Source organism: Nocardia sp. NPDC051570, assembly GCF_044454005.1.
In the GTDB taxonomy this organism is placed as follows: Bacteria; Actinomycetota; Actinomycetes; order Mycobacteriales; family Mycobacteriaceae; genus Nocardia.
In genome coordinates, this window is record NZ_JBITDI010000001.1 from 219,920 (window position 1) to 245,249 (window position 25,330).

21 protein-coding genes are annotated in these 25,330 nt (G+C 67.5%); 12 read left to right on the forward strand and 9 right to left on the reverse strand.

The window, feature by feature from the left end; translation table 11 throughout:
• Positions 1 to 166: 166 nt before the first annotated feature.
• Together ACIA76_RS00985 and ACIA76_RS00990 are read right to left on the reverse strand one after the other, a co-directional pair.
• Positions 167 to 1,588, reverse strand: coding sequence for an NlpC/P60 family protein (locus ACIA76_RS00985; protein ID WP_397146964.1), 1,422 nt, complete (start codon positions 1,586 to 1,588; stop codon positions 167 to 169).
• Between the two features lie 327 nt (positions 1,589 to 1,915).
• The gene (locus ACIA76_RS00990; RefSeq protein WP_397146966.1) at positions 1,916 to 2,455 is read right to left on the reverse strand and encodes a DUF6676 family protein; all 540 of its coding nucleotides are present in this window, start codon (positions 2,453 to 2,455) and stop codon (positions 1,916 to 1,918) included.
• Between the two features lie 333 nt (positions 2,456 to 2,788).
• Between ACIA76_RS00990 and ACIA76_RS00995 the strand changes: the two genes are divergently transcribed.
• On the forward strand, positions 2,789 to 5,587 hold the full coding sequence (locus ACIA76_RS00995) for an aconitate hydratase (protein ID WP_397146968.1): 2,799 nt from the start codon (positions 2,789 to 2,791) through the stop codon (positions 5,585 to 5,587).
• A gap of 133 nt (positions 5,588 to 5,720) precedes the next feature.
• Positions 5,721 to 6,287, forward strand: a complete 567-nt coding sequence (locus ACIA76_RS01000; protein ID WP_397146970.1) for a TetR/AcrR family transcriptional regulator — start codon at positions 5,721 to 5,723, stop codon at positions 6,285 to 6,287.
• Here ACIA76_RS01000 and ACIA76_RS01005 read toward each other — a convergent pair whose 3' ends face one another.
• Positions 6,288 to 7,079 (reverse strand): hypothetical protein, encoded by a 792-nt coding sequence (locus ACIA76_RS01005; RefSeq protein ID WP_397146972.1) that lies wholly within the window; start codon positions 7,077 to 7,079, stop codon positions 6,288 to 6,290.
• Positions 7,080 to 7,272: 193 nt separating this feature from the next.
• Between ACIA76_RS01005 and ACIA76_RS01010 the strand changes: the two genes are divergently transcribed.
• The 3 genes from ACIA76_RS01010 (at position 7,273) to ACIA76_RS01020 (ending at position 9,271) form a co-directional block, all read left to right on the forward strand.
• The gene (locus tag ACIA76_RS01010; RefSeq protein ID WP_397146974.1) at positions 7,273 to 7,689 is read left to right on the forward strand and encodes an acyl-CoA thioesterase; all 417 of its coding nucleotides are present in this window, start codon (positions 7,273 to 7,275) and stop codon (positions 7,687 to 7,689) included.
• Positions 7,690 to 7,831: 142 nt separating this feature from the next.
• Positions 7,832 to 8,296: a hypothetical protein gene (locus ACIA76_RS01015; RefSeq protein ID WP_397146976.1), complete on the forward strand. Its 465-nt coding sequence runs from the start codon at positions 7,832 to 7,834 to the stop codon at positions 8,294 to 8,296.
• 12 nt (positions 8,297 to 8,308) lie between these two features.
• Positions 8,309 to 9,271, forward strand: coding sequence for a hypothetical protein (locus ACIA76_RS01020; protein WP_397146978.1), 963 nt, complete (start codon positions 8,309 to 8,311; stop codon positions 9,269 to 9,271).
• 6 nt (positions 9,272 to 9,277) lie between these two features.
• Here the strand turns inward: ACIA76_RS01020 and ACIA76_RS01025 are convergent, their stop codons facing one another.
• The 3 genes from ACIA76_RS01025 to ACIA76_RS01035 form a co-directional block, all read right to left on the reverse strand.
• Positions 9,278 to 9,445 (reverse strand): hypothetical protein, encoded by a 168-nt coding sequence (locus ACIA76_RS01025; RefSeq protein ID WP_397146980.1) that lies wholly within the window; start codon positions 9,443 to 9,445, stop codon positions 9,278 to 9,280.
• Positions 9,446 to 9,699: 254 nt separating this feature from the next.
• Entirely contained in the window at positions 9,700 to 9,939 is a 240-nt protein-coding gene (locus ACIA76_RS01030) for a helix-turn-helix domain-containing protein (protein WP_397146983.1), read from the reverse strand.
• A 303-nt stretch (positions 9,940 to 10,242) separates the two neighbouring features.
• On the reverse strand, positions 10,243 to 11,247 hold the full coding sequence (locus ACIA76_RS01035) for a CAP domain-containing protein (RefSeq protein ID WP_397146985.1): 1,005 nt from the start codon (positions 11,245 to 11,247) through the stop codon (positions 10,243 to 10,245).
• Positions 11,248 to 11,701: 454 nt separating this feature from the next.
• On the opposite strand from ACIA76_RS01035, the gene ACIA76_RS01040 reads away from it, so the two are divergent.
• Positions 11,702 to 12,604, forward strand: a complete 903-nt coding sequence (locus tag ACIA76_RS01040) for a hypothetical protein (protein ID WP_397146987.1) — start codon at positions 11,702 to 11,704, stop codon at positions 12,602 to 12,604.
• 55 nt (positions 12,605 to 12,659) lie between these two features.
• Here the strand turns inward: ACIA76_RS01040 and ACIA76_RS01045 are convergent, their stop codons facing one another.
• Positions 12,660 to 14,291, reverse strand: coding sequence for an ABC-F family ATP-binding cassette domain-containing protein (locus ACIA76_RS01045; protein ID WP_397146989.1), 1,632 nt, complete (start codon positions 14,289 to 14,291; stop codon positions 12,660 to 12,662).
• Between the two features lie 219 nt (positions 14,292 to 14,510).
• Between ACIA76_RS01045 and ACIA76_RS01050 the strand changes: the two genes are divergently transcribed.
• On the forward strand, positions 14,511 to 15,275 hold the full coding sequence (locus ACIA76_RS01050) for an SDR family oxidoreductase (RefSeq protein WP_397147929.1): 765 nt from the start codon (positions 14,511 to 14,513) through the stop codon (positions 15,273 to 15,275).
• On the opposite strand, the gene ACIA76_RS01055 is transcribed toward ACIA76_RS01050, so the two are convergent.
• Positions 15,272 to 16,135 carry a hypothetical protein gene (locus tag ACIA76_RS01055; RefSeq protein ID WP_397146992.1) on the reverse strand — a complete coding sequence of 288 codons (864 nt, stop codon included), beginning with the start codon at positions 16,133 to 16,135 and terminating at the stop codon, positions 15,272 to 15,274. The two genes, ACIA76_RS01050 and ACIA76_RS01055, sit on opposite strands and share 4 nt — an antisense overlap.
• 128 nt (positions 16,136 to 16,263) lie before the next feature.
• Here ACIA76_RS01055 and ACIA76_RS01060 point away from each other — a divergent pair, with 128 nt between their 5' ends.
• Positions 16,264 to 17,361, forward strand: coding sequence for a lycopene cyclase family protein (locus ACIA76_RS01060; RefSeq protein ID WP_397146995.1), 1,098 nt, complete (start codon positions 16,264 to 16,266; stop codon positions 17,359 to 17,361).
• 22 nt (positions 17,362 to 17,383) lie between these two features.
• Here ACIA76_RS01060 and ACIA76_RS01065 read toward each other — a convergent pair whose 3' ends face one another.
• Entirely contained in the window at positions 17,384 to 18,124 is a 741-nt protein-coding gene (locus ACIA76_RS01065) for a PP2C family protein-serine/threonine phosphatase (protein ID WP_397146998.1), read from the reverse strand.
• Between the two features lie 186 nt (positions 18,125 to 18,310).
• Between ACIA76_RS01065 and ACIA76_RS01070 the strand changes: the two genes are divergently transcribed.
• From ACIA76_RS01070 to ACIA76_RS01085, 4 genes are all read left to right on the forward strand, one after another.
• Entirely contained in the window at positions 18,311 to 19,474 is a 1,164-nt protein-coding gene (locus tag ACIA76_RS01070; RefSeq protein ID WP_397147000.1) for a damage-control phosphatase ARMT1 family protein, read from the forward strand.
• Positions 19,475 to 19,514: 40 nt separating this feature from the next.
• Positions 19,515 to 20,600 (forward strand): S-(hydroxymethyl)mycothiol dehydrogenase, encoded by a 1,086-nt coding sequence (locus ACIA76_RS01075; RefSeq protein WP_397147003.1) that lies wholly within the window; start codon positions 19,515 to 19,517, stop codon positions 20,598 to 20,600.
• Positions 20,601 to 20,824: 224 nt separating this feature from the next.
• Complete coding sequence (locus ACIA76_RS01080; protein WP_397147005.1) at positions 20,825 to 22,825, forward strand: lytic transglycosylase domain-containing protein; 2,001 nt, start codon at positions 20,825 to 20,827, stop codon at positions 22,823 to 22,825.
• 431 nt (positions 22,826 to 23,256) lie between these two features.
• Positions 23,257 to 25,275 carry a glycosyl hydrolase family 18 protein gene (locus tag ACIA76_RS01085; RefSeq protein ID WP_397147008.1) on the forward strand — a complete coding sequence of 673 codons (2,019 nt, stop codon included), beginning with the start codon at positions 23,257 to 23,259 and terminating at the stop codon, positions 25,273 to 25,275.
• Positions 25,276 to 25,330 lie beyond the last annotated feature (55 nt).

Consider the following 25,330-nt stretch of genomic DNA (forward strand, 5'->3'; position numbering starts at 1 on the left):
AACAGGTTTCATCGTGATCACCGATCGCACGCTAACAGTGCTTCCACCTGGCAGCAACTGGGACGATCGCCTGCTCACGCGGCGATTTCTTCCTCCGCATTGACGCGATTGTCCGATTGTCGAATGGTAGAACCGTCCGATTTCCTCGCTTTATGTGGAACGGGTATCACGCTATGAGCCGGACTGCGTCAGGCATAATTCCACCCTCGCGAACCGGCGAGATCTTCACCACATCACCAGATTCCGGTGCCTCGATCATCCTGCCGTCGCCCAGATACAGCGCCACATGTTCGCTGCCATTGGTTCCCCAGAACAGCATGTCGCCGCGTTCGCGTTCGGCCACCGGCACCCGGGTGCCCATCTGGTACTGATAGCCGCTGTAATGCGGCAGCGATATTCCGACACCCGCGAAGGCATAGATCATCAGTCCGGAGCAGTCGAAGCCGACCTTGTTGAAATCGCCGTAACTGTCGGCGACGCCGCCGTCGTGAATGCCCTTGGTCGGACCGTCCTCGTCGCCGCCACCCCAGGAATAGGTGACCCCCAGCTGTGACATGGCACGGTCCACGACGGTCTCGATCAGCTGACCGCGATTTCCCGTGGGGCGATGGGGTGGATGGATCAGGGATCGCCGCGGCGGCGGGGAGTTGTCGAACTGGGTGTGCGGGCGCTTGCCCGCACCCAATTGCTCGGCCCGATCGCGGGCGTCCTTATTCGCCGCGGTCCGGGCCGCGGCCGCTGCCGCGGCGGCCGTGGCGGCGGCCTCCTCGGCCCGGCGCTGGCGATCCCAGGACAGATACGCATCGCGCTGCCCCTGCAGACCGGCGACCCGCTGCCGCGCGGCATCGAGTCGCTGCTGAGCCGAATCACGCTGCTGGACAAGGGCAATGCGATTGCCGACCTGCCGATCCTGGGCGGCCTTCACGGCCGCGACCGCGTTCTGCGCCTCGACCTTCTTCCGCTCGGCGGCCGCCGCGGCGGCATCGGCGGCCTGTTTGGCCTGCCGGGCGGTCGAATCGCGGTTGGCCTGTTCGACCTGCGCGCGGCGCAATCGGTCCAGGGCGTCCTGCTGGGTCTTGGAGGCCACCGACAGCAACTGGGCCCGCTCGAGGGCCAGGTCGGGATCGGCCCCGGCGAGCACGTTGACCATGGCATTGGTGCCCGGCCGGGTATACGCCTCGATGGCGAACTGGTCGAAATCCGCCCGCGCCTTGCCGACCTTGACCCCAGCATCGGCCAGATCGTGCTGGGTGCCCGCGACCACTGCCGCGGCCGCGTCGACGGCCTCGCGGGAGACCTGTAGATCGACCAGTGCCTTGTTCACCGCCTCGCGCTTGCCCGCGAGTTCGGTATCGAGCTGCTGTAGCTGCTGTTCGACCGCGGCGACCTCGTTGATCAGGCCCCCCACCTGGCCCAGCGAGGCATCGACCTGACCTCCCGCCGCGGCGATATCGCCGTCGCTGGGATTCGGCGGGGGTGTGGGCACCCCACCCGCGACGGCGATATTCGCCGATAGCGCGGCCGCACATAACAGCAATCCCATGGCGACCCGCAGCGGGCCGCCGAATCGCCTCGCCGACACTCGCATGACACCTCCCTGCATCCCGCCGCAGCTCCCGGGGAACAAGGTCCGGCCAGGACTTCTGGAGCGATCGGTCACCGGCACTGCCTCACGAGCAACATACGAACCCACAGCAGCACCGGCCTCTGGTGACCCATGCGACACTTCTTCCCCAAAAGTGTCTTCGGAAAACGGTACGACACTTCAGCCCCGGAAGACGCAGAGTCGACGGGATCGTCGCCGGGTTTTTCGGAAGTAGCCTGGCGATAGCCTGATACGCCATAGGGTTCTGCCGGACAGAACGGACCGGATGTCAGGTAAACAGGGTCCGCTACGGACTGGGCGAGCGATCAGTTATGACGCCGTGGCGGCGGCCTGCTCCCGTGCGGCGCGACGGGACTTGAGGACATACAGCCCGCCGATCACGATCACCATGCCCGCCAGCAGCACACCGGTCACGGCCGTCCAGGACACCATGTCCGGCTTCTCGAGCCGGGCGACGAAGGCCTGCGCCGCCTCGGCGCCGTGCCCGTGCCCGCGGTACTTGGCGACATCCTCGGCCCGCTCGAGCTGATGACGGCTGATCGAATCGCTGTAGGTGCCCGCCCAGTCGTCACTGAGCACCAGCACCGTGCCGTGCTCGGACTGCCCGACCTGGGTCGCGAGGTCGCGCAGGCTCGAATCCGGCGCCGGATTGCCGGGAACGACGATGATGCTCAACGGGATTCCGTGATCCAGGGCATCCTGCGCGACCGCGGCCATGCCGTCCTGATCGACACCCTTCGGCGCGGCGACATGATTGTCGGCCAGATCGACCAGCATCGCGCTCAGATCGGTGTCCGGCGGTAGCTCCGCGGCCATGGGGGTGAAAACCGAGGCGTGCGAGACGGTCATCTTCCATCCGGTCTGTCGAGCCGCCTCCCAGGGCGACGGGCATCCAACACAGTTCAGGCGATCGAATGCACAGTACGCGACCGGGGCATGATGGATTCGGGACGCCTCGCTGGACGTGCCCCCCGCGTTTCACAGGACAAGCGTACTGTTACCGTTGAAAGTACGAGGCGCACAGCCCAAGACTGCGCCCTCGACCTCGGCCGCCGGCACAGCCCCGCCGGTAGCCACCCCCTCCTTCGGGGCCTGGACATCAGGGCCCGGGGGAGGCAGCGAGCTTAAACCACGTAGGGCCCCGTACGGGCCCCATCAGACACGACGAGTGGAGCTGAACGTATGACGAGCATCGATACATTCGGCGCCAAGGGCACCCTGCAGGTCGGAGATCGGTCGTATGAGATCTTCCGTCTGTCTGCCGCGCCCGGCACCGAGAAGCTGCCCTACGCACTGAAGGTCCTCGCGGAGAATCTGCTTCGCACCGAGGACGGCGTCAACATCACCGCCGATCACATCCGCGCGATCGCGAGCTGGGATCCGAACGCCCAGCCCGACACCGAGATCCAGTTCACCCCGGCGCGAGTCATCATGCAGGACTTCACCGGCGTGCCCTGCATCGTGGACCTGGCGACCATGCGCGAGGCCGTCGCGGCCCTGGGCGGCGACCCGAACAAGGTGAACCCGCTGGCCCCCGCCGAGATGGTCATCGACCACTCGGTCATCATCGACGTATTCGGTCGCGCGGACGCCTTCGAGCGCAACGTCGACATCGAATACCAGCGCAACGGCGAGCGCTACCAGTTCCTGCGTTGGGGCCAGACGGCTTTCGACGACTTCAAGGTCGTCCCGCCGTCCACCGGCATCGTGCACCAGGTCAACATCGAGCATCTGGCCCGCGTCGTGATGATCCGCGACGGCCAGGCCTATCCGGACACCTGTGTCGGCACCGACTCGCACACCACCATGGTCAACGGCCTGGGCGTATTGGGTTGGGGCGTCGGCGGTATCGAGGCCGAGGCGGCCATGCTGGGCCAGCCGGTCTCGATGCTGATCCCGCGCGTGGTCGGCTTCAAGCTGACCGGTGAGATCAAGCCGGGCGTCACCGCGACCGACGTCGTGCTCACCGTCACCGATATGCTGCGCAAGCACGGTGTGGTCGGCAAGTTCGTCGAGTTCTACGGCAAGGGCGTCGCCGAGGTGCCGCTGGCCAACCGCGCCACCCTGGGCAATATGAGCCCCGAATTCGGTTCCACCGCCGCGATTTTCCCGATCGACTCGGTCACGATCGACTACCTGAAGCTGACCGGCCGCTCCGATGAGCAGGTCGCGCTGGTCGAGGCCTACGCCAAGGAGCAGGGCCTGTGGCACGACGCGGATAACGAGGCCGCCTACTCGGAGTACCTCGAGCTGGACCTGAACACCGTGGTGCCCTCCATCGCCGGCCCGAAGCGCCCGCAGGACCGGATCCTATTGTCGGAGAGCAAGATCGCCTTCCGCAAGGACATCCACAACTACACCTCCGATCCGGAGGCCGCGCCGCATTCGCATCTGGACGAGGCGATCGAGGAGTCCTTCCCGGCCAGCGATCCGGCCGCGCTCTCCTTCGCCGACGACGACGCCGTGCTGCCGACCGCCGCCAACGGCGCGGTGGGCCGCCCGTCCAAGCCGGTCAAGGTGCAGACCGAGGAGTACGGCGACTTCATCCTCGATCACGGCGCCGTGGTGGTCGCCTCGATCACCTCCTGCACCAACACCTCCAACCCGTCGGTCATGATCGGCGCCGCGCTGCTGGCGCGTAATGCCGTGGAGAAGGGCCTGACTCGCAAGCCGTGGGTCAAGACCTCGATGGCGCCGGGTTCGCAGGTCGTCAACGGGTATTACGAAAAGGCCGGCCTGTGGCCGTATCTGGACAAGCTGGGCTTCAACCTGGTCGCGTTCGGCTGTGCCACCTGTATCGGTAATACCGGCCCGCTGCCGGAGGAGATCTCCAAGGCGGTCAACGACAACGACCTGACCGTCACCGCGGTGCTGTCGGGTAACCGTAACTTCGAGGGCCGCATCTCCCCCGACGTGAAGATGAACTACCTGGCCTCCCCGCCGCTGGTCATCGCCTACGCGCTCGCGGGCACGATGGACTTCGACTTCGAGCATGACGCGCTGGGCACCGACACCGACGGCAAGGACGTGTTCCTGCGCGACATCTGGCCCGCGCCGCAGGAAATCCAGGACACCATCGACCGGGTCATCTCCCGCGATATGTTCCTCGAGGACTACAAGGACGTCTTCAAGGGCGACGAGCGCTGGCGCTCGCTGCCCACCCCGGAGGGTAAGACCTTCGAATGGGCGCCGAAGTCGACCTACGTGCGCAAGCCTCCGTACTTCGACGGCATGCCGCAGAGCCCGAAGCCGGTGGCCGACATCACCGGCGCGCGAGTGCTTGCGCTGCTGGGCGATTCGGTCACCACCGACCACATCTCCCCCGCGGGCAACATCAAGCCGGGCACCCCGGCCGCGCAGTACCTCGAGGCCAACGGCGTGGAGCGCAAGGATTACAACTCCTACGGCTCGCGTCGCGGTAACCACGAGGTGATGATCCGCGGCACCTTCGCCAACATCCGGCTGCGCAACCAGCTGCTCGACGACGTCTCGGGTGGTTACACCCGCGACTTCACCCAGGACGGCGCCCCGCAGGCGTTCATCTACGATGCCTCGCAGAACTACCAGAAGGCCGGCACTCCGCTGGTCGTGCTGGGCGGCAAGGAGTACGGCTCGGGTTCCTCGCGCGACTGGGCGGCCAAGGGCACCAGCCTGCTGGGCGTGCGCGCGGTGATCACCGAATCGTTCGAGCGCATCCACCGTTCCAACCTGATCGGCATGGGCGTGATCCCGCTGCAGTTCCCGGCGGGTGAATCGGCCGCGTCGCTGAAGCTGAACGGCACCGAGGTGTTCGACATCGAGGGCATCACCAAGCTGAACGAGGGGGTGACTCCGAAGACCTTGAAGGTGACCGCCACCAAGGAGAACGGAGACAAGATCACCTTCGACGCCGTGGTCCGCATCGACACCCCCGGTGAGGCCGACTACTACCGCAACGGCGGCATCCTGCAGTTCGTCCTGCGCAACATGATCCGGGGCTGATCGGAAGTTGCCATCATGTCCTGGTCCCCGAATTCGCTGTCGGGGACCAGGATCTCCGCTCGTCGCTCGTGCAAGACCCCCGCTCCCCGCGCAGGGAGCGGGGGTTTCGCGCACACCCCGTTTGGAGGAGCCCATGCCCAAGGTCAGTGACGACCATCTCGCCGCCCGGCGCAGCCAGATCCTGGACGGGGCACGACGCTGCTTCGCCGAATACGGCTACGAGGGTGCCACGGTACGTCGTCTGGAGGAGGCCATCGGCCTGTCCCGGGGTGCGATCTTCCATCACTTCCGCGATAAGGACGCGCTGTTCCTCTCGCTCGCGCAGGAGGATGCCGAGCGGATGGCCGAGGTCGCGGCCAATCAGGGCATCGTGCAGGTGATGCGCGAAATGCTCGCCAACCCGGCGCAGTACAACTGGCTCGGCACCCGCCTGGAGATCGCCAGACGCCTGCGCACCGACCCCGAATTCGCCGCCGGTTGGACCCAGCGCTCCGCCGAACTCACCGCGGCCACCCTGGCGCGACTGGAACGCCGCAAGGCCGCGGGCGCCCTGCGCGACGACGTCCCCACCGATGTCCTGCTGGGTTATCTGGACCTCGTCCTGGACGGCCTCATCGCCCGCATCGCCTCCGGCCACGCTAACCAAAACCTCGAAGCCATCCTGGATTTGGTGGAGGCGTCGGTGCGCCGCAAGCCCTGACTACGCGAAGGTGCTGTTGATGTACTGGGCCGCGTGGGTGGTCCAGACGACGTTCGTACCGGGCATCGTCTGCGTCGCATAGGCCACATGCGGGCCGCCGGTCGTGAGCAGGCCGACAGCGCCGTTGACCGCCTGCACATAGCGCTCGAGATTGGCCACCGGATCGGTCACCAGCCACCGCGTCAGTTCGCCGAAGATCAGGTAGCTGACATTCCCGAAGCGGGCACCCTCGACGAACGAGAACGGCGAGATGCCCACATCGATGATCCGCAGCGGCGAATCCGCCAGGGAGGCGGTGATGATGTCGTCCGGATTGGCGTACTCCCTGGTGGCGACCTGCGCGGGCCAGTCGCCGTGCTGTCCGTGCAGTCCGAACGTCGTCGGCGGGCACAGATCGTCGACCGAATCACCGGCCCGCCGAAGCGGATTGGCGATATGCACCGCGAAGGCGATCTCCAGCGGACTGCCGTCGGTATTGGTGTACTGACCGGACTGCACCCCCTCCAGGATCCGGCTCGCGCAGATACCGCCCAGCGAATAGCTCAGCACCCCACAGACATTCGTCGATTCCTGCATCGCCTGCACCCCGGCGCTGATGCCGTCGGCGACCGACGTGTCCAGCGACGGCCCCCAGACGGCGGGGTCGGGCCCGATCGAGGCCGGCCACACCGGTTCGAAACAGCGGAAACTCCCGGGATCGAGCAGATCGGCGATGGCGGCCAGCATTCCCGCGGGGGAACCATCCGGATTGCGCGTCTCATTGGTCCCACGAAACGTGATGACGTCGATCATCGTGTACTCCTCGTCCGCATGAAACACCCTTGTCTCGCCACGGTAGGTCCGAGGGCCGCCGGGCAGCACCGGATTGGGGAGGTATGCGCGCAATGCGTGCACTAATCGATGAATACCCTTGTGATCGCAGGTCGTGACACACGACACCGCCCATCCGGAAATACCGGGTGATCGACTGGAGGTTCTGGAACGTATGACCTTCTCTGTGCCCGTCACCGTCCGTGGATACGAAATCGACGTCAACGGCCACCTGAATCAGGCCGTCTATCACCAGTACGCCGAGCACGCGCGCTGGGAGCACTTCCGGGCGGCCGGAGTGGATGCGGAGAAGATGCGCGTGACCGGGCTGGGCCCGGTGGTCCTCGAATCCACCATCAAGTACCTGCGGGAACTGCATCTGGGCGATGAGGTGAATGTGACCAGCGCCTTCGAGTGGGGTACGGGCAAGATCTTCCGATTCCGCCAGCAGGTCGTCAAGCTCGACGGCACCGTATCCGCCGACATCACGGTGGTGACCGGACTGATGGACCTGTCCACGCGCAAACTCGTATCGAATCCGGTCGAGCGGTTCCGCGAACTGACCGACGCACCGGATCTGCTCGGCCTGTGAACGGTTGAGCGCTCAACCGAACGTCTTTCGGCGATAGCGGATTCCGCGCGCACGCGCCCCGTCCGCACACACACCTGAAATCTTTCGTTGCGAACCGATCAGCACCCGGCGCGGGATATGATCCAGATCACGCTCAGCCTCCGTGGCAAACCGCGAGCAGATCGGAGACCAGCCCATGTTCGATGCCGACCTTCACGCCGTCATGCCACCGATCTCCGGGGATCTGGTGGCCCAATCGGAGCGGTCGGTCAGTGTGCGCGTGACCGACGGCGTCTGGACCTTCGATCGTGCCGATGTCCTGTCCGTCGATGAATACGGCGGCGGCCCAAGCCATTTCGAGCGCCGCGTGCGGGTGCGTGTCCGGCCGGGCGCGACCGCCGATTTCACCCGGCGGCTGCGCATCGACCTGACCGAACGCCCGATGACATTGACCCACGCGCCCTCTCCGGCCCGCGGCGACGCGTTGCTCGCCCGGCTCACCGAGCACTGGGCCCGCGAATTGCGTCTGCCCGCCGCACCCGGCGTCGGCGGGGCGACCTTCACCTACTGCCAGACCAGGACCGACGCGCGCAGCGACGACGGCACCGCCTGCGACAGCCTGGACTGAGGGCAGCACGGTATGGCGGGCAGCCCGGCGAGCTCGGTGCTGATCGTCACCGAAACCCACGACGTACACGCCGACGCGATGGCCGCGACGCTGCGAAATCTGCACGGCATCACGCCGATTCGGCTCGATATGCGCGACTTCCCGCGGGAGAGCGGCAGTTTCCGCCTCGGCCGGATCGGCACCGCGCGCACGCTCTCGCATATCCCCGGCCTGGACGCGGTGACCGCGGTCTGGTGGCGGCGCCCGCACCGCAGCCTGGTCGCGAACGGAATCTCCAGCGCCGACGACGATTTCCGCCAGGCCGAATGCGATGGCTTCCTGCAGGGCCTGCTGTGGTCGATTCCCGCGCTGTGGGTCAACGACCCAGGGGCCGATCGCACGGCCTGCCGCAAGATCGTGCAATTGGAGACCGCCCGCCGCTCCGGCTTCGCCGTCCCCGACACGCTCATCACCAACGATCCGGACGAGGCCCGCGAATTCGTCGCGGCCCGGCCGGGCCGGGTGGTCTACAAGCGCACCGGAACCGGGCGCGCGGCATTCTCCGAGACCCGCCTGCTCGGCCCGGCCGATCTCGATCGCCTGGCCACCATCCGCTCCGCGCCGACCACCTTCCAGGACTACATCGAGGCGGACTGCGATCTGCGCGTGGTGTGGATCGACGGATTGGAGTGGACGGTGCGCATCGACTCGCAATCCGGTGTGGGACGGGTGGATTCACGGCTGGACACGGCCGTGGAGTTCGCGCCCGCGCGTTTGCCCGCCGCGGTGAGCAAATCGCTCGCGACACTGATGGGGGCGCTGGGGCTGGTGTTCGGGGTGCTCGATATCCGCCTGGGCCTCGACGGCGAGTACTACTTCCTCGAGGTCAATCCGCAGGGGCAGTTCGCCTATCTGGAGATCAAGACCGGACTGCCGATCTTCCACAGCCTGGCCAACTTCCTGGTCAACGCCGACGCCGCGGTGCCGGGGCGCTGAGCGCGGCTACTCCTGTTCGAGGCTGCCCAGCAGCACGCGCAACAGCCGGGTCTCGCTGTCGGTATGCGCGGTGACGACCGCGTCGACCAGCTCGCGGGCCGCCTCGGTCAGTGCGACGCGCACGGTGAGGCGACGCTCGCTGAATTGGCCGCGATGCGGGGACGAATTCGACAATCACTTCGTCGACACCCCACACTGGAGCGCCGAGCGAAACGCCAACCGGCACTGACCGATTCGATCCGCCGACCCAGAATCACACCGGCGCAAGCACTCTAGCGCACGGACCGACCGGTTCGCACCCGATCACCCAGCAGCGCTACGCTCCACCGGCGTGAAGGAGCCCGGCGCCTCGAATCCGCGAGACGAGTCTCACGCATATCGGCCACGAAAAACACACGCGGCCACCATGATTCGAAAGCGCCCGGGCCCTACTTCGCGGCCGACTTGCGGCGATTGGCTCCACCACGGCTGCGGAGTTGCACATGCGACTCCACTAGCACGTTGTGGATGAATCCGTACGAGCGGCCGGTCTCCCGCGCCAATGAACGGATGCTGGCACCCGACTCGTACTGCTTCTTGAGCTGGGTTTGCAGGCGGTCTCGCGACTTTCCGGTCACGCGCGTGCCCTTACCCAACGTGGACTTCCCTTGTGCGGGCCTGTCACTCATGGCTTCCTCCGGTCGCCCTGCAGCCTCATTCAAGGCTAGACACTCTGCGTTCAGTGATCAACGCCTCCGTGTGATTCGCATCACGAATCCGGCGTCGAACCCCTAATTCGATGACTTTCTCCGGCCGTCTCGCCCGCGCCCACGAGATCGCGGACGGCCGGAACATGGCTCGAGAACGCTCAGCGCGGGCCACCGGAGTGGCCCGTACGGGCCAGGGGAACAGCGTCTGGCCCAAGGGGATTGAGTCGGGTCGCTGCCCGGTGAGACGGTCCAAAACATCTCACCGGGCAGCGGCCACGCCCGCTACCACCGTTGCGGGCCGTTGGACCAGTTGCCGCCCTGACCGGCAAGCTGGCCCAGGTCTTCTCCCCCGGAATCGGAATCGTTGCCCTGCCCGCCGAATCCGTTGCTCCACGGATCCCACGAGACGTTGCCGTTGCCGCCGGCCTGGTTGCCGAACCAGCCGCCCAGCCAGTCGCCCCACGGATTCGACGGCTTGCCGCCACCGGGCTTACCGGGCTTGGGCAGCCAGTCGTCCCACGGGTTCGAGGTGTTGTCGCCACCGTTGCCGGGCTTGGGGAACCAGTCGTCCCAGGGGTTCGAGCCGCCGCCGTCGCCGCCGTCATCGCCGCCGTCGCCCGGCTGACCGGGCTGGTCCGTATCGCCGCCATCGCCGGGCTTGCCGGGCTGGTCCGTATCGCCGCCATCGCCGGGCTGACCGGGCTGGTCCGTATCGCCGCCGCCACCGGGCTTGCCGGGCTTATCCGGGTTATCGCCACCGGGCTTGCCCGGCTTATCCGAGTCGTCGCTACCGCCGCCGGTGGACGTGCCGAAGTCCTGCGTCCAGTACGTGCCACCCTTGCCCTTGGCCACGCCGACGCCGATATCGCGCAGGCCGCAGTTGAGGATGTTGGCGCGGTGACCCGAGCTGTTCATCCAGCCGTCGACCACATCGGCGGCGCTGCTGTAGCCCTGGGCGATATTCTCGGCCCAGGTCTGCGCGCGATATCCCGCCGCGGAGATCCGGTCGCCCGGATCACCCTTGGAGGAGTTGTGGTCCATGAAACCGTGCGAGGCCATATCCTCGGTATGCGCCTGGGCAGCCTTGGTCAGATGACTTTCGGCCTTCAGCGGCGAGCAACCCGCCTTGGCGCGTTCGGCATTGGTGAGGCGGATGACTTCATCGGCAGAGGAATCCGATTGCGGCGCCGCGACAGCGGACGCGGCCCCGGCTAGGGTAGCGATCGCAAAGGCCGACAGGCCGATGGTGGCCGACAGTGAACGCTTGGTGGCCGGCGAGAAACTCATGGTTCCCTTCGAAAAGTCCTGATGTTCTTACGGACATACGCATATGAAAACAACGCTGACGAGATTTCTGATGTATCTCGCAACGCTCGTTGAATCGTTCTGTGCCCGAAGGGTATTCAATTCGTGATCAGATCGCAACGTAACGCTCTGAAGCTGAAGACTTTTGAAGGCCCGCCTTAACGATCGGGCGCCCGAACCGGAGAACTGCCAGGCAGTCGGCATGAGCTGCGCACAAGATCACCGTGCATCCTGCCCGGTCGCGGGCCGCACAGGTTAACTCGAGTTAAGTCCGACCTAACTCGGGTGGCCGACTTCCACTCGCCCCCTTTACTATTCGATCTACATCACGGATGAATAACGGAGATCTACAAGGCGCCGCAGCCTGATCCGACGGCCGACAATTCCCCGAGGAACTGCGTCGCGGCGTACCGAACTCTCGACTAAGGAACAACTGATGGGTAAACACAGCGCGAAGCGCACCTCCCTCGGCCCGGTCCGGATGGCCATGCTATCGATGACCGCGTTGGCGACCGCGGCGGTCGCCGCCGAACACGGTTCCACCGAAGGCGCGCAGCAGAATCAGAATCGGGCCGTCGAGGCCACCACCAGCTGGACCGATCTCGACAGCGCGACCGGTGTTCTCGCCAAGGCGAACGCCGACCGTCTGGCGTCCACACCCGTCGTGGCCGAGCGGGTCGCCGCCGCACCCGCGGTCGTCGCACCGATGGCCACCGAGGACACGGCCACCAAGCCGGGAATCCCGCTCACCTACGACAATCCCGAACAGCAGACCGAGCGCACGGTCACGACCGTGGCCGACACCAGCAGCAAGCCCAAGTCGGAGCGCCTGACCGGCGGTTACACCGGCGGCAAGCATGCCAAGAAGACCGATACCGTCGCCCGCAAGAAGAGCCCCGCTCCGGCCGCCCCCGCGGCCCCGGATCTCGGCGGGTTGCTGACCAGCATCGCCCAGGTCGTCCAGGCCGGCGCCGGTGCGGGCGGTTCGCTGGCGCAGGCCCTCGGTTCCGGTAGCTCGGCCCTGGGCACCGGAAGCGCCTCGGCCGCACCCATCGCGGACATGCTCAGCTCGGGCAGTGGTGAGCTGCTCGGCATGGGCAGCGGCAGCGCGATCGGCGGACCGCTGGGTCAGCTGGCCAAGGCCCTGGGCTCCGGTAGCGCCGCGCTGGGCACCGGCAGTGCCGGGGTCAGCAAGGCCAGCACCGGACTGATTTCGGGCTTCACCCCGAAGTCCGATGTCAGCAAGTCATCGCCCAAGCACGCCAAGCCCGAACCGGAAGAGGACTCTTCTTCGGATTCCGCTTCGGACTCCGGCGATACAGAGACTGCAGTGGGATAAGTCCTGTTGCGGCACAGGCGTTGCCGCCAATGTCGTCGGCAACGCCGTCGCCGCCTCAGGCCAGCTGGATGAGCTCCAGGTAGTCCTGGGACCAGTGATCCTCGGCGCCATCGGGCAGCATGATCACCCGCTCCGGATTCAGCGCGTCGGCCGCACCCGGATCGTGCGTCACCAGCACGACCGCGCCGGCATAGCTGCGCAGCGCGTCGAGCACCTGCTCGCGGGAGATCGGGTCGAGGTTGTTGGTCGGCTCGTCGAGTAGCAGCACATTCGCCGCCGAGGACACCAGACCCGCCAACGCCAGGCGGGTCTTCTCACCTCCCGACAGCGTGCCCGCGGGCTGTTCGAGCTGCGGCCCGGAGAACATGAACGCGCCCAGCAGGCCGCGCAGATCCTGTTCGCCCGCGTCCGGCGCGGCGTGGCGGATGTTCTCCCAGACCGTGGCCTGATCGTCGAGGGTGTCGTGCTCCTGGGCGAAGTAACCGATCTTCAGGCCGTACCCGGGCACCAGATGCCCCGCGGTCGGGGTCTCCACACCGGCCAGCAGGCGCAGCAGCGTCGTCTTACCCGCGCCGTTGAGACCCAGCACGACCACCCGGCTGCCGCGATCGATGGCCAGGTCGACACCGGCGAAGATTTCCAGCGAGCCGTACATCTTGGTCAGATTCTCGGCCATCAGCGGCGTCTTACCGCAGGTGGCGGGCTCGGGGAACTTGATCCGCGCCACCTTGTCGGCCACGCGCACCTCGTCGACCTCGGAGAGCATGCGCTCGGCGCGCTTGATCATATTCTGTGCCGCAACGGCTTTGGTGGCCTTGGCGCCGAGCTTGGCGGCCTGGGTCTTGAGCGCGGAGGCCTTCTTCTCGGCGTTGGCGCGTTCGCGGCGGCGGCGCTGCTCATCGGTGGCGCGGGCGTCGAGGTACTTCTTCCAGCCCATGTTGTACATATCGGCCTCGCCGCGCACGGCGTCGAGGAACCAGACCTTGTTCACCACGGCCTCGAGCAGTTCGACGTCGTGGCTGATCACGATCAGGCCGCCGTCGTGGCCCTGCAGGAATCCGCGCAGCCAGGTGATGGAGTCGGCGTCGAGGTGGTTGGTGGGCTCGTCGAGCAGCAGCGTGGTGCCGGACTTGCCGCCGCTACCGTCGGAGGCCGAGAACAGGATGCGCGCCAGCTCGATGCGGCGACGCTGTCCGCCGGACAGTGTGCGCAGCGCCTGGCCGAGCGCGCGATCGGGCAGGCCCAGGCTGTTGCAGATGCGCGCGGCCTCGCTCTCGGCGACGTAGCCGCCCAACGCGGAGAAGCGCTCCTCGAGGCGGCCGTACTTGCGGATCGCCTTATCCCGCTCGGCGTCGTCGGCGACCTCGGCCATCAGCGCCTGCTGCTTTTCCATCTCACGGATCAGGGTGTCGAGTCCGCGGGCGGACAGCACCCGGTCGCGGGCCAGGATATCAAGGTTGCCTTCGCGCGGATCCTGTGGGAGATAACCGATTTCGCCCGAACGGATGACCTTGCCGGCGTAAGGTTCACCCTCACCGGCAAGGATGCGCAGCGTGGTGGTCTTGCCGGCGCCGTTGCGCCCGACCAATCCGATCCGGTCGCCGGCCTGCACCCGCAGCGCCGAACCCGGCGCGGTCAGCAGGGTGCGGATTCCGGCCCGGACCTCCAGGTCGGTCGCGGTGATCACAAACGTCTCCTCAGGATATCGGCGTCGATGGGCTCGAGTGTGCAACGTCGGCACACGCAAGAACCACCGATTTTACCCATGAGAGCAAAACGGGGCCGTAACGCGGGACACGCTCGGGGTAACGTGCGGTTCCATGAGCGAACGAAGTGAGCGAACAATGGGCACAGCGAGCGCCTCGCTCGTGCACACGCCGAGCGTCAGCGAGGCGTGAGCATGAGCATGAGCGAGGATCTGAAGGGCCGCGGGGCGCTGGTTTCGGGCGCGAGCCGGGGTATCGGCAAGGCGATCGCGGCGGAGTTGCTCTCGCGCGGGGCGAACGTCGTCATCACCGCGCGCAAGGCCGAACCGCTCGAGGCCACCGCCGCCGAGCTGCGCGCGCTCGGCCATCCGGGCAAAGTCGTCGCGGTGGCGGGTAATTCGGGCGATGCCACGGCCCGGGCCGATCAGGTCGCCACCGCGGTCGCCGAATTCGGTTCGCTGGACATCCTGATCAACAACACCGGCATCAACCCGGTCTACGGCGCGCTGATGGACGCGGATCTGGACGCGGTGCGCAAGATCTTCGACGTCAATGTCGTGGCCGCGCTGGGCTATGTGCAGGAGGCGTATCGGAGCTGGATGCACGCCAACGGCGGCGCGATCGTGAACATCGCGAGCGTCGCGGGCATCCGGTCCACCGGCGTGATCGCCGCCTACGGCGCCTCCAAGGCCGCGCTGATCCGGCTCACCGAGGAGCTGGCCTGGCAGCTCGGCCCGACCATCCGCGTGAACGCGGTCGCGCCCGGCGTGGTGAAGACCCGCTTCGCCGATGCCCTCTATTCGGAGGGCGAGGAGACGGCCGCGGCGGGCTATCCGATGAAGCGGCTGGGCACGCCCGAGGATGTGGCCGGACTCGTCGGCTTCCTCGTCTCCGACGCCGCGGCGTGGATCACCGGCGAGGTGGTCCGGGTGGACGGCGGCCTGCTGGCGACCGGCGGGCTCTAGCGGAAGGCCAACGCGCCCAGCATGTCCTGATGCAGGTAGCGCAGATACTTGGTGGCGGTGTCCTCGTCGACGGCCGGGGTCGTGGTGACCAGGGTGATCACGAGGAACTGCTTCTCGCTGTCGTCCTTCCACTTGCCGACCGAGAAGTTCTCGATATAACTGCCGGGCCGCGGCTGCAGATCCTCGTCGGTGTACCGACCGATCGCGGCCGCGGCCTTATCGGCGTCGGCCATGCCGAGCACGTACTGGGTCAGCATCAGGCCGCCGCGCTCGGATCGATACACCATCTCGGCCGCGTATCGGCAGCCCAATGCGGTGAGCTTGCCGTCGACCTCGATATCACCGCAGGTCGGATCGTCGCGGCCGTCGACCCAGTCGGCATGTAGCGCAACGCCGCCCAGCTTGAAGTCCCAGTCCTTGGCCTGTTCGCGGTAGCTGAACTTCCCGGATGCGGACTGCGCGGGCGCGCTCGGACGCGGGCGCGGGGTGGAGCTGTCGGTGGCGGTCACCAGTTCGGGGGTGCTCGCGGTGGCGCGATTGGTGTCGTCGCTCTTGTTCCGGGTGATGAGCACCACCGCGGCCACGCCGATCACCAGCACGGCGATGGTCGCGACGACGATGCCGATGACGAGGCCGTTGTTGTTCTTCGGCGGCCGCGGCGGCGGATATCCGCCCGGATAGCCCGGATTCGGATTCCAGACCGGTTGCGGCGGCGGATATCCGGTGGGCTGGCCCCAGCCTTGCGGATCCTGACCCCAGCCTTGCGGGTCCTGGTCCCAGCGCGGTTGCTGCTCGGGACCCCAGCCGGGCTGCTCCTGAGGGTGGTAGCCGTGCGGGCCGGAACCCGGGGGATACGTCATGACTGCCACCTTCCGCGCCCGGGCCGCCCTGCGCACTCCGCGGCCGTCCCCCCGGGCATGGACTAGAGACCCTACCGACGCGCCGAACCCGGCGCCAAATGCCGATCGCGATCTGATCCAATTCCGGTGTGACCACCGACCTCCTCGTCTGCGGCCTCGGACCGGCCGGGCGCGCGCTCGCCCATCGCGCCCTCGCGCAGGGGCTCTCGGTCACGGTCGTCGACCCGCATCCGGACCGCCGCTGGACGGCCACCTACGCCGGGTGGGCCGACGAGCTACCCGCGTGGCTCGATCCGCGCGCGATCGCGGCGACGGTGGAGCGGCCGATCGCCTGGGGGACGCGGCGATTCGAGATCGATCGCCGCTATATCGTCTTCGACACCGCGGCACTCCGGGATTCGCTCACCCTCGCCGGGGCCCGCGTGCGCACCGACCGGGCGGTCGCCCTCGGCCGCGGATCACAGTGGGCTCGACTGTCCTCCGGCGAGGTCCTGACCGCCCGCCAGGTGATCGACGCCCGCGGCCTGACCCGCTCCCCCGCCCGCGCCGAACAGACCGCCTTCGGCATCGTGGTCCCCGACGACCTGTGGACCGAACCGCTGTTCATGGACTGGCGCGCCGACAACGGCGCACCCCCCACCGACCCCCCGTCCTTCCTCTACGCGATTCCCTTGGGCCACAACCGATTCCTCCTCGAGGAGACCTGCCTCGCGGGCCGCCCCGCCCTACCGACATCGGTCCTGCGCGAACGCCTCCACCACCGCCTGCGATCCCGCGGCATCCCCCTGCGCGGCACCGAACCCACCGAATACGTCCGTTTCCCCCTCCAGGGCGGCCGCCCCGCCCCCGGCCGCTTCGGCGCGACCGGCGGAATGCTCCACCCCGCAACGGGTTACAGCATCACCACCGCCCTCGCCGCCGCCGACCACTTCGCCACGAACCCCGTCCCCCTCCCCCACTCCCGCCCGGTCCACCTCCTGCGCACCGCGGGCCTACGCGCCCTGCTCGCCCTGCCCCCCACCACCCTCCCCGACTTCTTCGACGCCTTCTTCACCCTTCCCCCACACCATCAGCGCGCCTACCTTTCCGGCACAGCCGATCTCCCCGCCACGGCCGCCGCCATGACAGCCCTGTTCGCCTCGCTCCCGTGGTCGTCACGCCGCATTCTGGCCGCTGCGACGTTGGGGCTGAACACTTCTCGGTTTCGGGCCATCATCGACTCATGATCGAGCGTGGGCCACGCATCGCTCAGTCGCGGTCGACCACCAGGGCGGTGGTGTTGTCGGTGCCGCCGGTGCGTAAGGCCATGTCCACCAACGCGTCCGCGGTGGGGGCGGCGGGGAGGGTGGTGGCGAGGAATTCCTTGATGGAGGCGATTTCGAGGCGTTTGTGGACGCCGTCGGTGCACAGCAGGAGGCGGCCGTGGCTGGAGCCGGTGATGAAATGGCCTACGGCCTCGGGGGCCACCGTGCGCACGGAGGTGGTGACCAGGTGACTCATGCGTGGTTGGGGCTCGCGGCCGTGGGCGCGCAGGAGTTCGGCGACGGTGTGGTCGGTCGTGATCTGGTGCAGGACACGGCCGTTCCAGCGATAGGCGCGGCAGTCGCCGACCCAGGCGATATCGCAGGGGCCGTCGGGCTGGTCAGCGGCGGGGATCACCGCGACGGCCAGGACCGTATCGGCGGCGGGTTCCGGGAATTGCCGGTGCAATTCGTCGCGGGCGGCCAGGATCGCGGCGACGGCCCCGCGGCGGGTTCCCACCTCGGCGGCCACGGCTGCGGCCGATCTCGCCGCGCGCGCGGCGAGCAGATGGTCACCGATCCCGTCGGCCACGACGAAGGCGGTGCGGCCCACGACCGGATCGGTATGGGTGGCCACGGCATCCGCGTTGATCGAGCGGCCGCCTCGGCGGCTCACCGAATCGGCCTCGACTCCGACGAGCCGACTCAGCTCGCGGCGGGTGATGGCGGTGGTCACTGCATTGTGCACGTCCCGACCTCCTCGACTGGTCAGGTGCTGCCCATCAGCACTAGTGCCAGTGAACCTGGTACGGCCGTTACTCGCACCAAAGTCAGCCGTGGAGTTCCTTAGAAAACGGCAACGAGATAGTCACGGCGGCAAACGAACTGCACTCCCCGCGCGATTGCTCCACCGGACGTAGGCCATGATCGACGGATGACCATCGCCCCGCCGATCCTCGCCGGAGTCCCTGGTTCCTTCGCTCGCGGCGTATTCCACGAGCGGCACCCGAAGCTGATCGAGCAGGTGCTCGCCGCCCATCCCTATGGTCCGGCCGAATCGGCGGCGCTGCGGGAGTTGTTGTCCGAGAGCACCGACGGCGTCCTGAAACCCCTGGTCACGGCCGCCGATGACGCCGCGCAATGGTCGGAATGGGGTGCCGGGCTGTGGGGTCGGCCCTGGGGCGAGGCGTCGTTTCTGTGGGCGGAGAGCTACTTCTACCGACGGCTGCTCGAGGCGGTCGGCTACTTCGGCCCCGGTGCGTGGCGCGGCATCGACCCGTTCGCCCCGGCCAAGGCGGCCGAATCGGCGGGTCCCGCGGTGGCCGAGGAACTCGATGCCCTCGCCGGATCGGCGGATACCCCACCGGACAACAGGCGCGCGGCCCTGCTGCTGTCGGCGCTGTGGGGAAATCAGGCCGATCTCGGATTTCGGCTCACCGCCACGCCGGGCCCCCGCGCCACGCGCCTGCTCGTCGACGACAGCGAGGCGTTGTGGGCGAGTCTGGCCCGCGCGCGCGATCCGCTGGTATGCGTGATCGCCGACAACGCGGGCCGGGAGCTGCTGCCCGATCTCGTACTCATCGATCACCTGCTCACCGAGGAGGCGGTCGCGCGCGTCGCCCTGCACGTCAAACCCCGGCCCTACTTCGTCTCCGACGCCACGATGACCGATGTGCTGGCCACCCTGCGCGTGCTGCGCGAATCGACCACCGCCGAGGCCCGGCGGATCGGCGGGCGACTGTGGGAGGCGATGCGCACCGAGCGCCTGATCGTGCGCGATCACCAATTCTTCTGCGCCCCACTCTCTTTCCACGATATGCCTGCCGATCTGGCCGCCGAGTTCGCGACCGCGGCGATGACCGTCGCGAAGGGTGATCTGAACTACCGCCGCCTCGTCGGCGACCGGCACTGGCCACCGGCCACGCCGTTCGCCGACCTCACCGGCTACTTCCCCAGTCCCGTCACCGCCCTGCGCACCCTGAAATCCGATGTGGCCGTGGGCCTTACCGACACCCAGGTACGGGATCTGGATGCCACCGGTACCTCGTGGCGCACCGACGGCGCGCATGCGCTCATCCAATGTTCGGTCCGCGGGTAGCGTATTACCGGCATATCGCACTGAGGAGAGGGGAAGGCCCATGGCGCAGACGGTTCGGGGCGTGATCGCGCGGTCCAAGCAGGCACCGGTCGAGGTGACCGAGATCGTCGTACCGGATCCGGGTCCGGGCGAGGCGGTGGTGCGGGTGCAGGCCTGCGGGGTGTGTCACACCGATCTGCACTATCGGGAGGGTGGGATCAACGACGAGTTCCCCTTCCTGCTCGGGCATGAGGCCGCAGGCGTGGTGGAGGCGGTCGGCGACGGTGTGACCGAGGTCGAGCCGGGCGATTTCGTGGTGCTGAACTGGCGGGCCGTTTGCGGATCCTGCCGCGCCTGCCGCAAGGGCAAGCCGTGGTACTGCTTCTCGACATTCAATGCCGCCCAACCGATGACGCTCGTCGACGGCACCCCGCTCACCCCCGCGCTCGGCATCGGCGCCTTCGCCGAGAAGACCCTCGTCCACGCGGGACAGTGCACCAAGGTCGATCCCGCCGCCTCTCCCGCCGCGGCGGGCCTGCTCGGCTGCGGGATCATGGCCGGACTCGGCGCGGCGCTCAACACCGGCGCGGTCGGCCGCGGCGACAGTGTCGCGGTGATCGGCTGCGGCGGCGTCGGCAGCGCGGCCGTCGCCGGGGCGCGGCTCGCCGGCGCCACCACGATCATCGCCGTCGATATCGATCCTCGAAAGCTGGAGTGGGCCAAGGGCTTCGGTGCCACCCACACCATCGACGCCGGATCCGCCGATCCGGTGCCGCGGATCCAGGAACTCACCGGCGGCTTCGGCGCGGATGTCGTCATCGACGCCGTGGGCCGCCCCGAGACCTGGAAGCAGGCCTTCTACGCGCGCGATCTGGCGGGGACGGTCGTCCTGGTCGGCGTGCCCACACCCGAGATGCGCCTGGAGATGCCGCTGCTGGACTTCTTCTCCCACGGCGGCTCGCTGAAGTCCTCCTGGTACGGCGACTGTCTTCCTTCCCGCGACTTCCCCACCCTGATCGGTCTGTACCGTGAGGGCCGCCTCGACCTGGATGCCTTTGTCACCGAAACCATTTCGCTGGACGAGGTGGAGCAGGCGTTCGCGAAGATGCATCGCGGCGAGGTGCTGCGCTCGGTGGTGCTGCTGTAACGACCGGTGCGCGCGGCGTAACCCCCTATTGCAGCGGACAGTTTTGGTCCGTTCGGAACCTTCCGTTCGGTCCAAGTCGGTGTGCCGTCGGTGTTTTCCGATAAACTGGTGCCCGATTCGGCCCGAATATACTGTCCTGCAATATCTTCCGCTACGACGCCGTGGCGGCAATGGCGGTCGCCAGGCTCATGGGAGTCGTGCGACCGCGAGGGGATTGTTGTGCCATGCGAATTCCTGGCCCGCTCATCGTCACGGCACTCGTGGTAGCCGGTTTGACGGTCACCGGTTCGACGGCCCGCACCGCGGCGCCGGCGACACGAGACCTGGCCGACTCCGCGCCCATCGCTGGGTCGGATTCCGAACCCGACCCGGCCGCCGGGCTGGTCCCGGCGGCGCCGCAGCCGCCGCGCAAGCTGCGCGAACTCACTCCGCCAGCTGACGGCGCGCTGCCGGCGGACGGATCCGTTCCGCTGCGCGACATCCTGCTGCCCGGCGGTGCGGCACTGGGCATTCCGGAGATCGTTCTGGCCGCGTACCGCAATGCCGAACTGGCGCTGCAGAACTCGGAGCCCAACTGCGGGCTGCCCTGGTATCTGCTGGCGGGTATCGGCAAGATCGAATCGAATCACGCCGGTAACGGCCGCGTGGATCCGACGGGCACCACGATCGGAACGATCTTCGGACCGGCACTGGACGGCACCCTGGCCGGCAATCAGACCATCCGGGCCGCGGGCGGCGGATTCGTGCGCGCCGTCGGGCCCATGCAATTCCTGCCGGGGACGTGGGCGACATACGCCTCGGACGGCAACGCCGACGGCAAGGCCGATCCGAACAACGTCTTCGACGCCGCCCTGGCCGCGGGCAAGTACCTGTGCTCGGACAATACCGATCTGCGCGATCCGAAGCAGGAGCTGCGCGCGATCCTGCGCTACAACAACTCCTCCTCCTATGCCAGTGAGGTAATGAGCTGGGCCAATGCCTATATGACCGGCGGCGCGCCCGTACCGGTCGGCAGTATCCCCGACCCGCTGCCGCCCAATGGCGCCCCGGAGGGCACGGGTTCGAGCATGAGCGCCGGAGATACGGTGCTGGCGTCGGCCACCTTCGGCTCCGGCGGCACCGCGCCCGATCCGAATGCGACGACCGATCCGGCGACGACCACCACCGATCCGACGACGACGGATCCCACGACAACGGATCCCTCGACGTCCGATCCGGGCACCACCACCTATCCGACGACGACCGATCCGACGAATCCGCCCGGAGTCGGTCTCTCCCTGCGGGTCTGGGTCAAGATCGGCGCGCTGCCGCCTTTCCAGTGCGGCATCTTCTGCACGCCGCCCGCGCCGAATCCCTGTCCGCCGCTGTCGCTTCCGACGCTGCCGACCGATCCGGCCGCGCAGCCGATCTGCATCGGACCCAGCGACACCTCGCTGCCCGCGGTGCCGACGCTGCCCACCATGCCGCCGCTGCCGACCTATGTTCCGCAAACCGACACGCCCACAACGGCACCGACGACGACTCCGGTTCCGACATTCACCACGACACCGTCGCCGTCACCCACCTCCACACCGGCACCGACGACCACCACGACCACGGTGGCCCCGCCGACCACCCTCACGACCGTCGCTCCGCCGACCACCACACCGGCTCCGCCGACCATCGACTCGACCACCATCACCACGGTCGCGCCGCCGACCATCGCACCGGCCCCGACCACTCCGGCGCAGCCCACCACCACACCGGCTCCGCCGACCGTCGACTCGACGACCATCACCACGGTGACGCCGCAGACCACGACGGTCGCGCCGACCACCACGCCGCCACCGGCCGCGCCGCGCGCGACCACAACCACGACACCGCCGACCGCCTCGATCGCGCCCCCGGCCCGCACCACACCATCGAATCCGCCCACCACCGCGAATCCGACCACGTCCCCGCCGGTTCCGCCCAAGACGACCACGCCGCCGCCGTCCGCCGCCGCGAATCCACCCGCGGCCACCGGCAAGCCGGTGACCACGACCACCACACCGCCCACCCCGCAACCGAGTCCGCCGCCCCACGCCAACGCACCGGTCGAGCCGACGAGCAAACCCGCCCCAGCGCCGCACACGGTCGCACCGCAACCGGCGAAACCGCCTGTGCCGCAAGCCCCGCCGAGCAGGCCGAGCGCGCCGACCACGACCGTGCCGGTCGTGCCGCCGCCGCTACGTCCGACCGGCTAGGCCGCGGTCCCCTCGGGAAGTTCGGCTACGCCCCGAGAGCCAGTCCGCCGTAATCTCCCCGACCGATCGGTCGGGGAGATTGCGCTGCCTTGCCGACGTGCCGCGCGACCCAGGCGCACCGCAAGAACGGTGATCTTCTTACGGAAGATCTAATTCCACAGGCGCAGAACAATTTACGGCCATATCGCTCCCGGAGTCGGTGCGGCATGATGCCGAAAACGTCTGGTACCGAAAGCTTTCCGCGCTTACGCCAACGCACCACGGATCACAGCATCCAGTGAGACTATGGAATTGGCTTCCGGATCTCGGCGGTAGTCTGCGGACGTCGACGGAATGCCCACTCACACAACACGTCTCCCGACTCGTCGTTGAATGCCCTAGTGGTCAGCGACCGAGTTTCTGATGCGCAAGTTTTGCGATGAGGAGTAATCATGCGCACAGCCAGACGAACCGGGCTCGCCGCGGCGGCGGTCAGCCTGCTCATCGGCACCTTCGCGGTGTTCACGGCGCACAGCGCCGCCACACCCGCATCCACCGCGGCACCGGCCGCCAGTTCCGGCGGCGCCAAGATCGCCTACTTCGACCAGTGGGGGATCTACCAGAACACCTACTACCCCAAACAGGTCGACACCTCCGGCGTCGCCGACAAGCTCGACTACATGATGTACGCCTTCGAGAACATCGATCCGGTCGATCTGACCTGTTTCGAGGCCAACAAGGCGGCCGATCAGAACGAGAACAACCCGAATGCCGGTGACGGAGCGGGTGATTCGTATGCCGACTACGGCAAGACATATGACGCCTCGACCAGCGTCGACGGCACCGCCGACGCCTGGAACGATCCGATCGTCGGCAACTTCAAACAGCTCAAACAGCTCAAGGCCAAGCATCCGAATCTGAAGGTGCTGGTATCGATCGGCGGCTGGACGTATTCGAAGTACTTCTCCGACGTCTCCGCCAGCGACGCGGCGCGCAAGAAGTTCGTCTCCTCGTGCATCGACATGTTCCTCAAGGGGAATCTGCCCCAGCAGAACGGCTACGGCGGACCCGGCACCGGTAAGGGCATCTTCGACGGGATCGACCTGGACTGGGAGTATCCCGGTGGCGGCGGCCATCTGGGCAATCACGCCTCGCCCAACGACAAGGCCAACTTCACACTGCTGGCCGCGGAGTTCCGCAGCCAGCTGGACGCACTCGGCGCGACCGACAACAAGCATTACGCGCTGACCGCGGCCGTCTCGGCGGGCCAGGACAAGATCCGCAACTACGAGACCGATAAGCTCGGCAACTATCTGGATCTGGCCAATGTCATGACCTATGACATGCACGGCGCGTGGGATGCCCAGGGCCCGACCAACTTCCAGGATCCGCTCTACAGCCGACCGGACGATCCGATGAGCCCGGTCCCGCCGGGAAACGCGAAATACAATATCGACGAGGCGATTTCGGCGTGGACGACCGGTGACAGCTCCTACGGCATCGCGGGCGGATTCCCCGCGGCGAAGCTGACCATGGGATTCCCGTTCTACTATCGCGGCTGGACCGGGGTGGCCCCGGGCCAGGAGCACGGCCTGTTCCAGCCTGCCTCGGGTCCGGCGCCGGGCGCGCCGCTGTCGGGTAACGAACCCGGTATCCGGATGTACAAGGAACTGTCCGGAGTGGTCGACGATCCGTCCAAGACGTTCTTCGACCCGACCGCGCAGGCGGCGTACTTCTACGACGGAACCAATTGGTGGGGCGGCGATTCCGTGCAGTCGATCAAGGCCAAGGCCGACTATCTGCACTGTAAGGGTATGGGCGGCGCGATGATCTACTCGCTGGAGAACGATCCGTCGACCACGCTGTTCAACGCGTTGATCGACGCGGTCAACAGCTCACCCGGCGGCTGCGGCACACCGCCGACGACGACCACCGCACCTCCCACGACGACCACCACCGCACCTCCCACGACGACCACCACGGCACCGCCGACGACGACAACCACCGCGCCGCCGACGACGACCACCACCACGACCGCCCCGCCGACCACGACAACCACGACCCCGCCCGGACCGGGAATCATCAACGGCGACTTCGAATCCGGCCAGCTGTCCCCGTGGACCTGCACGGGCAACCTCGGATCGATCACCACCAACCCGGTACACGGCGGTAAGGACGCCCTGGCCGCGGCGCCGAGCAGTAGCGATAACGCCCAATGCTCGGCCAAGGTCACAGTCCAGCCGAACCACGCCTACACCCTCGGGGCATGGGTGAACGGTAGCTATGTCTACCTCGGCGTCACCGGCTCGGGAACCACCGACACCTCGACGTGGACCCAGACCACCGGTGGCAAGTATCAGCAGCTGTCCACCAAGTTCACCACCGGCGCCTCGACCACGAGCGTCACGGTGTGGGTGCACGGCTGGTATTCGCAGGGCACCTACTACGCCGACGACATCACCCTCGGCTGACCCCCGAATACCCGAGACCCCGTCCGGAACTTCCGGACGGGGTCTCGTCGTGCTT